Genomic DNA, 9,376 nt, shown 5'->3' on the forward strand with positions numbered 1-9,376 from the left:
CCAGCGCCTGCGGAAACTGGCGCCGACTCGGCATGGTTCTGGCGGAAACTGGCGCCGACTCGGCATCAGAAGAGCGCAGGCAGGGCGAAGAGCATCGCCAGCGACCAGGTGCAGTGGGTGAGGATCGGGGCGAGGATGCCGCCGGAGGCGCGACGCTGCAGCCCCACGAGCGCCCCGAGCAGCAGCGCGGCGAAGGCCAGCATCACGTTGCCGGTGGCGAGCGTGGCGACGGCGTACGCGAGCGTGGTCACCACCACCGGGTGGCGCGGGATCGCCGCGTACGCCGCACCGCGGAAGAACAGCTCCTCCGCGATGCCGTTGACCGCGGTGATCAGCACGAGCAGCGGCCAGGAGCCCTGGTCGGCGTGGTCGACCACCGAGCGCACCTGGTCGTCGAGGAACGGCACCTCGCGTACGACGAGCGCGCCGACCACGAACACCCCGGCCAGCGCGAGCCCGAGCGCGATCGGGGTGAGCACGGGACGTCGGCGGACCCCCTCAGGCCCGGTGGCGATCCGGCCGAGGTGGAGCGGACCGGAGGCGAAGGCGCCCACGGCCCACACCGTCGCGAGACCGAGGGTCGCGGGGTAGAACCACGCGCTGCCCGGCTCGATGCGCAGGGACAGGCCGAGCACGATCCCGCCGAGCACCACGAAGCCCGCGGTCACGAGCTGGCGACGGCGCAGCTCGGCCGGGGTGGCCCGGTGGTCGCGCGGGACCATGTCCCACAGTGCGCGGCGCAGCCAGGTCATCACGAGTTCGCTCACCCCTTCGGGAGTGGAGTCCCCCGTTCGGGGGAGCTCCACACCCGGTCGTGCTGTGGTGCTACTTACGTCCGGAGCTGAAGGACGCCGCGCTGTGACGCGGGGCGCCGCCCGTGGCCGAGCCGCCACCACCCGAGCGGCGCTGGGAGCGGTTGCCACCGTTGGAGCCGCCGGACTTGGCAGCACCGCCGGAGCCGCCCGAGCCGCCCGAGCCGCCGCCGGAGCGACGCCCGCGAGACCGGTTGCGACCGCCGCCGGAGCGGCCGGAGCCCTGGCCCGCGGGACGCGGTCCGCGACCGGCGGGGGCAGGCGTCTCGACCACGAGCCCGCCGGGCACCAGCACCCGCTCACCGGGGGCGAGCTCGACCAGCAGGGGGTGGGACGCGCCGTGGATCTTGGTGGTCGTCGGCTTGATGCCGGCGGCGCGGGTCAGGTCGCGCACGTCGCGCACCTGCTCGTCGGTCATCAGCGTGACGACCGTGCCGCGAGCGCCGGCGCGCGCCGTACGGCCCGAGCGGTGCAGGTAGGCCTTGTGCTCGACCGGCGGGTCGGCGTGCACGACCAGCGCGACATCGTCGACGTGGATGCCCCGGGCCGCGATGTCGGTCGCGACCAGCGTGGAGGCCCGGCCGGAGTGGAAGGCGTCCATGTTGCGGGTGCGCGCACCCTGGCTGAGGTTGCCGTGCAGCTCCACAGCAGGCACGCCGGAGCGGTTGAGCTGCTTGGCGAGCGACTTGGCGCCGTACTTCGTGCGCGTGAAGACCACGGTGCGCCCCGGGGCACTGGCCAGATCGACCAGCACCGGCACCCGGTGCTCGCGCGCGACGTGCAGCACGTGGTGGTCCATCGTCGCGACCGGCGACTGCGCCGAGTCGGCCTGGTGGGTCACCGGGTTGCGCAGGAAGCGCTTGACCAGCACGTCGATCGCCTTGTCCAGCGTGGCCGAGAACAGCAGCCGCTGGCCGTCGCGGGGGGTGCGGTCCATGATCCGGCGCACCCCGGGCAGGAAGCCCAGATCGGCCATGTGGTCGGCCTCGTCGAGCACGGTGATCTCGACCTGCGAGAGGTCGCAGTGGCCCTGGCCGATGAGGTCCTCGAGCCGGCCAGGGCAGGCGAGCACGATGTCGACGCCCTTGCGCAGGCCGGTGACCTGCGGGCCCTGGCCGACCCCGCCGAAGACGGTCTGGGTGGTGAGGCCGGCGGTGCGGGCCAGCGGCTCGAGCGACTCACGGATCTGGTTCACGAGCTCGCGCGTGGGGGCGAGCACCAGGGCGCGCGGCTGGCGGGCCCGGGCCGGCCGGCCGGACGCGGTCAGGCGCGCGACGAGCGGGAGGAGGAAGGCGTAGGTCTTGCCGGAGCCGGTGCGGCCCCGGCCGAGGACGTCGCGGCCCGCGAGCGAGTCCGGGAGCGTCGCGGCCTGGATGGGGGTGGGCTGGGTGATGCCGAGGTCCGCGAGGACGGCGGCGAGGCTCGCGGGGACGCCGAGGTCGGCGAAGCCCGCAGCGGAAACTGCAGAAGACAAGGAAGATCTACTCACTGTTGGCGTGTCTCGCCAGGTGGATCCCGAGAAGGAGTGGCGCGGCGCGCAGACGGCCCGCGCATAGCCCGAGGCAAGACGGAACGGGCTGCGTCGACAACCTTAGCCGACGCAGCCCGTCCGACCTGCATCGTGCGAGGGGACTACTTGCTCAGCCCGTCCTTGACGTCCTTCGCGGCGTCCTTGACGTGCTCGCCGGCGTTCTTGATCTTGCCCTCGCTCTGGTCCGCCTTGCCCTCGGCCTCGAGGTCGCGGTCGCCGGTCGCCCGGCCCGTCGACTCCTTGACCTGGCCGCCGGCTTCCTCGAGCTTGTGCTTGGCCTTGTCACCGATACCCATCGTTACCTCCTCGTGGTGGTAGGAGGGCGGTAGCCGATCGGAGGCTCAGCGAAACGTGAGAACCCCGTCGTCGAGGCGGTCGTGGTTGATCGAGCGCATGTCCTTGAGGTAGTTCTGCCGCAGCTTCCAGGGCTCGCGGTCGCCCTGTCGCGGCAGCTGGTCGAGCGCCCGGAGGATGTAGCCGGAGCTGAAGTCGATCAGCCGCTGCTCACCCACCGACGGGTCACGCGGCGCCACCACCCGGCGTACGCCGTGCTCGTCCATGTAGGTCAGCAACCGGCAGACGAAGTCGGCCACCAGGTCGGCCTTGAGCGTCCACGAGGCGTTGGTGTAGCCGATCGTGAACACGAAGTTCGGCACGTCGCTGAGCATCAGCGCCTTGTAGGTCATGGTCTCCGACATCTTCACCGGAGCGCCGTCGACCACGAGCTCGACCCCGCCCATCGCCTTGAGCGTCAGGCCGGTGGCGGTGACGATCACGTCGGCCTCGAGCTCCTCGCCGGACGTCAGTCGGATGCCGGTCTCGGTGAACCGCTCGATGTGGCCGGTGACCACCGACGCCCGCCCGGCGCGCATCGCCTTGAACAGGTCGCCGTCCGGCACGAAGCACAGCCGCTGGTCCCAGGGGTTGTACGTCGGCTTGAAGTGCACGTCGACGTCGACGCCCGCCGGCAGCTGCTTGGCGGTCATCTTCCGGATCGCCTTCTTGACCAGCTCCGGGCGGCGCTGAGCGAGCTGGTAGGTCGCCACCGCCAGCAGGATCGCCTTCCACCGCACGATCGGGTAGCTGATCCGCGTGGGCAGCCGCTTGAGGCGGGTCGCGACCGGGTCGCGGCCGGGCAGCGACAGGATGTAGGTCGGCGAGCGCTGCAGCATCGTGACGTGACCGGCCCCGGCCTGGGCCATCGCCGGCACCAGCGTGACGGCCGTGGCGCCGGAGCCGATGACGACGACCCTCTTGCCGGTGTAGTCGAGCTCCGCGGGCCAGTGCTGGGGGTGCACGATCGTGCCGCGGAAGTCCTGCTGTCCCGGGAAGTCCGGGGCGAAGCCCTGGTCGTAGTCGTAGTAGCCGCCGCAGGCCCACAGCAGGTTCGTGGTCATGGTGACGACCTCGCCGTCGCGCTCGACCTCGACGGTCCACAGCGCCGCCGCGGAGTCCCAGCTCGCGCTCACGACCCGGTGCCGGTAGCGGATCAGCCGGTCGACGCCGTACTCCTCCGCGACCGTGCGGAGGTAGTCCAGGATCGAGGCGCCGTCGGCGAGCGCGGTGTCGCCGGGCCAGGGACGCCACTTGAAGCCGAACGTGAACATGTCGGAGTCCGAGCGGATGCCGGGATAGCGGAACAGGTCCCAGGTGCCGCCGCTGGCCTCGCGCGCCTCGAGCACGGCGACGCTGCGCCCGGGGTGCTCGGTGCGCAGCCGGCACGCCGCCCCGATGCCGGACAGGCCCGCTCCGATGATGAGGACGTCCACGTGCTCGCTCATGGACAGACCTTACTGAATATCCGTCAATGAGCCCAGGGCTCAGCGGGCGTAGAGCTCGACGAACCGCGCGATCAGCCGCGGCGGCTGGTCCACGTGCGCGGCGTAGGCCATCGCCATCAGGTCCTCGAACTCGTCGGGCGCGAAGTAGCCGTGGTCGCGGTAGGTCGCGATGCGCAGCGCCAGCCCCTCGCCGTCGAGCTCGGGGTGGAACTGGGTCGCGTAGACGTTGCGGCCCATCCGGAACGCCTGCACCGGGCAGGTCTCGGAGGAGGCGAGCAGCTCGGCGCCCAGGGGCAGTCGGGCGACCGCCTCCTTGTGGCCGAGGAGCGCGTCGAACGCCGGCGGCAGTACGCCGAACAGCGGGTCGAGCCGCCCCGCGTCGGTCAGGGTGATCCGCCGGCTGGAGATCGGCTCGCCGAACGTCCTGTCGACCAGGCCGCCGCCCAGGCCCCCGAGCACCCCGATGCCGTAGCAGCAGCCCAGGAACGGCAGGTCGTCCGCCAGGACCCGCCGGGCCAGGGCGTGGAGCGCGGCCTCGGCCTCCCGCTGCACGGGCGACTTGGTCTCCTCGGGGTCGCTGGAGTTGAACGGCCCACCGCCGAGGATGACCCCGGAGAGGTCGTCGAGGTCGACGTCACGGAGCCGCTCGCGATCGTCGCGCTCCACACGGACCCGGAGCAGGTCTCGCTCCTCGAGGCCGCCGCAACGCAGGATCGCGGCGTACTCGCTGTCCGCTGCGTCGTCCTCCGCGCGCGTGCCCAGGAACAGGAACGGCTTCATGCCTGCATCATGACGGGATCATGCCTGGACCGCGGCGCCGCCCTCGATCAGGGCCTCGACGTCGGCGATGCCCCAGGCGGCGAGGGCCTCGCGGGTGCTCTGGCCGGCGTCCTCGGCAGTGCGGCCGAGGGTCGCCTCGGTGCGCGAGAACCGGGGCGCGGGCGTGGGCTGCAGGTAGCCGTCGCGCTCGACGAAGACCCCGCGCGCCACCATGTGCGGATGCTCGGCGGCCTCCGTCAGCGGGATGATGCCGGCCACGCAGGCGTCGGTGCCCTCGAACAGCTCCACCCACTCGGCCTGGGTGCGGGCGCGGAACGTGTCGGCGATCAGCGTGCGCAGGGCCTCGGCCTGCTCGGCGTCGTAGCGGTCGGGCGCCGTCTCGGCGATGCCCAGCAGCCGGACGAACTCGTCGTAGAACTGCGGCTCGAGCGCGCCCACCGACATGTGCTTGCCGTCGGCCGTCTCGTAGATGTCGTAGTAGGGGACGCCGCCGTCGAGCAGGTTGGACACGCGCTGCTCCTTGAAGGTGCCGGACGCGAGGAAGGCCGCGGCCATCGTGTTCAGGTGCGCGGTGCCGTCGACGATCGCGGCGTCGACGACCTGTCCCTGGCCGGAGGACGTGGCCTCGAGCAGGGCGGCGAGGATGCCGATGACGAGGTACGTCGAGCCGCCCCCGAAGTCGCCGAGCAGGTTGCCGGGGAAGTGCGGGCGGTCCCGGTCCTGGCCCAGGCCGTGCAGGGCGCCGGTGATCGAGATGTAGTTCATGTCATGCCCGGCGACCTGGGCGAACGGACCGGTCTGCCCCCAGCCGGTCATCCGGCCGTAGACCAGCCGCGGGTTGCGCGCGTGGCACTGCTCGGGTCCGATGCCGAGCCGCTCGGCCACTCCGGGGCGCATGCCCTCGACGAGCACGTCGGCACCCTCCACGAGATCCAGCACCGTCCGGATCGCGTCCGGGTGCTTGAGATCGAGCGCCACGCTCGGCCGGCCGCGGTTGAGCAGCATGTGCGGCCCGCCGCCGGCGAGCAGCTGCCCACCCGGGCGCTCGATCCGGATCACGTCCGCGCCCAGGTCGGCCAGCGTCATGCAGGCGTGCGGCCCCGGCCCGATGCCCGCGATCTCGACAACCTTGACGCCCCGCAGCGGTCCCGTGCCCTGCCCCAGCTCGATGCTCATGCGGGCGATTGTGACAGAAGTGCTGTCACGGTTGGGAGGTCCCGCGGGTCGTCGTCTTCGCCGTCGAGACACCAGAAGTGGCTGAGGATCCGCCGGCGGAGCAGCCATGTCTGGTGTCTCGACGGGAGACGGGGGCTAGAGCACCCGGCGTAGGAACTGACGGGTCCGCTCCTCGCGCGGGTTGCTGAAGATCTCCGCCGGCGGGCCCTGCTCGAGGATCCGGCCCTGGTCGAGGAAGCACACCCGGGTGGCGACGTCGCGGGCGAACGCCATCTCGTGCGTCGCCAGGACCATCGTCATCCCGCGCTCGGCCTCGGCCCGGACGACCTCGAGCACCTCCCCCACCAGCTCGGGGTCCAGCGCCGCGGTGATCTCGTCGAGCAGCAGCAGGGTGGGGTGGGTGCACAGGGCGCGGACCAGGGCGGCGCGCTGCTGCTGCCCACCGGAGAGCCGGTCGGGGTGCTTGGCCGCCTGGTCGGCCAGCCCGAACCGGGCGAGCAGGTCCAGTGCTCGCGACTCGGCCTCGGCCCGGGACAGGCCGTGCACCCGTCGCGGCGCGAGCGTGCAGTTGTCGAGGACGGTCAGGTGCGGGAAGAGGTTGTAGGCCTGGAACACCATGCCGATCCGCTTCCGCACCTCCCGCGCGTCGATCCGCGGGTCGGAGACCTCGCGGCCCTCGAACTCGATGACCCCGTCGTCGATGTCCTCGAGCAGGTTCAGGCAGCGCAGCAGCGTCGACTTCCCCGAGCCCGACGACCCGATCAGGCAGATCACGTCGTGCGGCTCGATCGTCAACGAGACGTCGTCGAGCACGACCTTGTCGCCGTAGGCCTTCCGTAGCCCGGAGATCGTCACGAGGCTCACAGCGCACCTGCGAACTCGCGGCGTCGCATCCGCGCGGTGAGCCAGTCGGTGAACCGGGCCAGCGGGATGGTCATCGCGATGAAGAGGCAGGCAGCGACCAGGTAGGGCGTGAAGTTGAAGTTGTAGAGCGTGTAGTCCCGGGCGTTGGCGACCGTCTCGAAGACGCCGGCCGCCGACGCGAGCGCGGTGTCCTTCTGCAAGGAGACGAAGTCATTGAGCAGCGGGGGGACGACGCGGCGCACCGCCTGCGGCACGATGACGTGCCGCAGGGTCTGCCCGCGCGAGAGCCCGAGCGCCTGCGCGCTCGCCCACTGCGACGGGTGCACCGACTCGATGCCCGACCGGAACACCTCCGCGACGTACGCGCTGTAGGAGACGATCAGGGCCGCCGTCACCCAGAAGAACGGGCTCTTCGGCATCCCCTGCAGCTCCAGCGCGGGCATGCCGAACGCGAACAGGTACACCAGCAGGATGGTCGGGATCCCGCGGACCACGTCCGTGTAGCCGATCGCGACGATGCGCACCGGCATCAGCCACGGCGACCGGCTCGCCCGCGCCATCGCGATCAGCAGTGCGAGCGCCAGGATGAACAGCTCCGCAATGAGGAACATCTTGATGTTCAGCCACATCGCGTCCCACACGTCGGGGAACGACTCCTTGGCGTCCGACCAGCTGAAGAAGTACGCCTTGACGTTCGGCCAGCCCGGCGAGCTGGTCACCCCGAACGCCAGCACCACGAACACGGCGAGCGTCATCAGCGTCGCGATCGCCGCCGATCGCAGGCGCAGGCGCTGACGGACCCTCCGCCGGTCGAGCTCGTGCTGGCTGGGCGACCAATCGCTCACTGGAGCTCGGGCACGTTCACCACGTCGGAGAGCCACTGCTGCTCGATCTGGTCGAGCGTGCCGTCCTGCTTCAAGGTGGCCAGCGCCTCGTTCACACAGGTGACCAGCGGATTGCCCTTCTCGAAGAGCATCCCGAACTCCTCCTGCTGCCCGGTCGACGGTTGGAACTGCCCGACGATCGTGCCCTTCGGGATCTCGACTGCGGTGATGTAGAACGCGGTCGGGAGATCGGCGAGGATCGCGTCGACCTGGTCGTTCTCCAGTGCCGACTTGGCGGCGTTCGTGTCCTCGAACACCGCCGGGTCCTGGTCCGGCTGGATGACGTCGCGGATCGCGGTCAGCGAGGTGGTGCCGGTCTGGGCGCCGAGCTTGAGGGCCTTGAGGTCGGCGAGGCTGGTGGCCTCCGCGCCGGCCGTGCCCTTGAGCGCGATCACCGCCTGCGCCGCGGCGTAGTAGCCGTCGGAGAAGTCGACGACCTCGGCCCGCTTGGGCGTGATCGAGATCTGGTTGATGTCGAAGTCGAAGTCCTTCGGCCCCGGCGCGTAGGACTTGTTGAACGGCACCTTGACCCACATCACCTCGTCGGCGGAGAACCCGAGCTGCTCGGCGACGGCGTACGCGACCGCCGACTCGAAGCCCTTGCCGTTCTGGGGGTCGTTGTCGACGAACCAGGGCTCGTACGCCGGGGAGTCGGTGCCGATCGTCAGCATCCCGTCGGAGGCCACGAGCGGGAGGTTCTCCTTCGCGCACTGGTCGGACGGAGCGCTCGACCCGGCGCTGTCGGACGCCGCCGGGTCGGTGGCCGTCGTCTCGCCGTCGGACTCGGGCGCACAGGCGACCGACGCGAGGAGCAGGGGCAGGGCGGCGATCGCCAGGGAACCACGCACAGACATACGCAGACGCATGGCTGAAGCGTAGGACCAGGCTCAGTGGTGGTGGTGACCTTCGTGCATTTGGTGGACGACGGCGTGACCCCGGCCACGTCCGATCATCGCGTGGTTGATCGGCACCGTCACGACGAAGGCGATCGCCAACCCGGCCGCGAGCGAGGCCCAGAACAGCAGGTCACCGAGCGTGGCATCGAGCGCGCCGGGCACCGCGAGCATGAAGCCGTTGTCGACGATCTCCATCACCAGGATCGAGACGGTGTCGGCGGCCAGGGCGATCCGGATCGCCGTGCGCACGTCCAGCCCCGCGCGCCGCACGCCCACGAACGTCAGCAGGTAGCCGAAGAAGAACGCGAGCGCGACCGACAAGGCGATGCTCCCCGCGTCGTGCCAGCCCCACCAGGTGGCGAGCACCATGCCGAGCACCTCGCCGATCGCACAGCCGGTCAGGCAGTGGCGGGTCGCGGTGATCGCGGTCTTCCAGGTCGCATCCATGCGGGCGACCATATACCCCCTAGGGGTATAGGGCAAGTACGCTCGACGCCATGCGCGCGGCCCTCGCCTGCCTCGCTGTCGTGCTCGCGGTCGCGACGGCCTGCACCGCCGAGCCGGTCGCCCCGCGCACCCCGCCGGCCACCACCCCGCCGGCTACCCCGCCGGCCACCACCCCGCCGGCCACCCCGCCGGACACGTCGCCGCC

At 71.2% G+C, this 9,376-nt stretch carries 10 protein-coding genes; all 10 read right to left on the reverse strand.

Annotation, left to right across the window (positions count from 1 at the left end; all coding sequences use genetic code 11):
* Positions 1-65: 65 nt before the first annotated feature.
* Positions 66-767, reverse strand: a complete 702-nt coding sequence (locus VGD85_RS20425; protein ID WP_331065270.1) for a type II CAAX prenyl endopeptidase Rce1 family protein — start codon at positions 765-767, stop codon at positions 66-68.
* 58 nt (positions 768-825) lie between these two features.
* Positions 826-2,286, reverse strand: a complete 1,461-nt coding sequence (locus VGD85_RS20430) for a DEAD/DEAH box helicase (RefSeq protein WP_331065271.1) — start codon at positions 2,284-2,286, stop codon at positions 826-828.
* Between the two features lie 158 nt (positions 2,287-2,444).
* Positions 2,445-2,639, reverse strand: coding sequence for a CsbD family protein (locus VGD85_RS20435; protein WP_331065272.1), 195 nt, complete (start codon positions 2,637-2,639; stop codon positions 2,445-2,447).
* A 45-nt stretch (positions 2,640-2,684) separates the two neighbouring features.
* Positions 2,685-4,124, reverse strand: coding sequence for an NAD(P)/FAD-dependent oxidoreductase (locus VGD85_RS20440; RefSeq protein WP_331065273.1), 1,440 nt, complete (start codon positions 4,122-4,124; stop codon positions 2,685-2,687).
* A gap of 39 nt (positions 4,125-4,163) precedes the next feature.
* A complete protein-coding gene (locus tag VGD85_RS20445) occupies positions 4,164-4,904 on the reverse strand; it encodes a glutamine amidotransferase (protein ID WP_331065274.1) in 741 nt (246 codons plus the stop codon).
* Between the two features lie 18 nt (positions 4,905-4,922).
* On the reverse strand, positions 4,923-6,080 hold the full coding sequence (locus tag VGD85_RS20450; protein WP_331065275.1) for a CaiB/BaiF CoA-transferase family protein: 1,158 nt from the start codon (positions 6,078-6,080) through the stop codon (positions 4,923-4,925).
* A gap of 135 nt (positions 6,081-6,215) precedes the next feature.
* Complete coding sequence (locus VGD85_RS20455; RefSeq protein ID WP_331065276.1) at positions 6,216-6,944, reverse strand: amino acid ABC transporter ATP-binding protein; 729 nt, start codon at positions 6,942-6,944, stop codon at positions 6,216-6,218.
* The gene (locus tag VGD85_RS20460; RefSeq protein WP_331065277.1) at positions 6,941-7,789 is read right to left on the reverse strand and encodes an amino acid ABC transporter permease; all 849 of its coding nucleotides are present in this window, start codon (positions 7,787-7,789) and stop codon (positions 6,941-6,943) included. Before VGD85_RS20460 ends, VGD85_RS20455 begins: the two co-directional genes overlap by 4 nt.
* A complete protein-coding gene (locus VGD85_RS20465) occupies positions 7,786-8,694 on the reverse strand; it encodes an ABC transporter substrate-binding protein (RefSeq protein WP_331065278.1) in 909 nt (302 codons plus the stop codon). The genes VGD85_RS20460 and VGD85_RS20465 overlap by 4 nt, the downstream gene beginning before the upstream one ends.
* 21 nt (positions 8,695-8,715) lie before the next feature.
* Positions 8,716-9,171 carry a DUF4396 domain-containing protein gene (locus VGD85_RS20470; protein ID WP_331065279.1) on the reverse strand — a complete coding sequence of 152 codons (456 nt, stop codon included), beginning with the start codon at positions 9,169-9,171 and terminating at the stop codon, positions 8,716-8,718.
* Positions 9,172-9,376: the final 205 nt, after the last annotated feature.

It is taken from the genome of Nocardioides sp. (assembly GCF_036401255.1).
Classification (GTDB): Bacteria; Actinomycetota; Actinomycetes; order Propionibacteriales; family Nocardioidaceae; genus Nocardioides.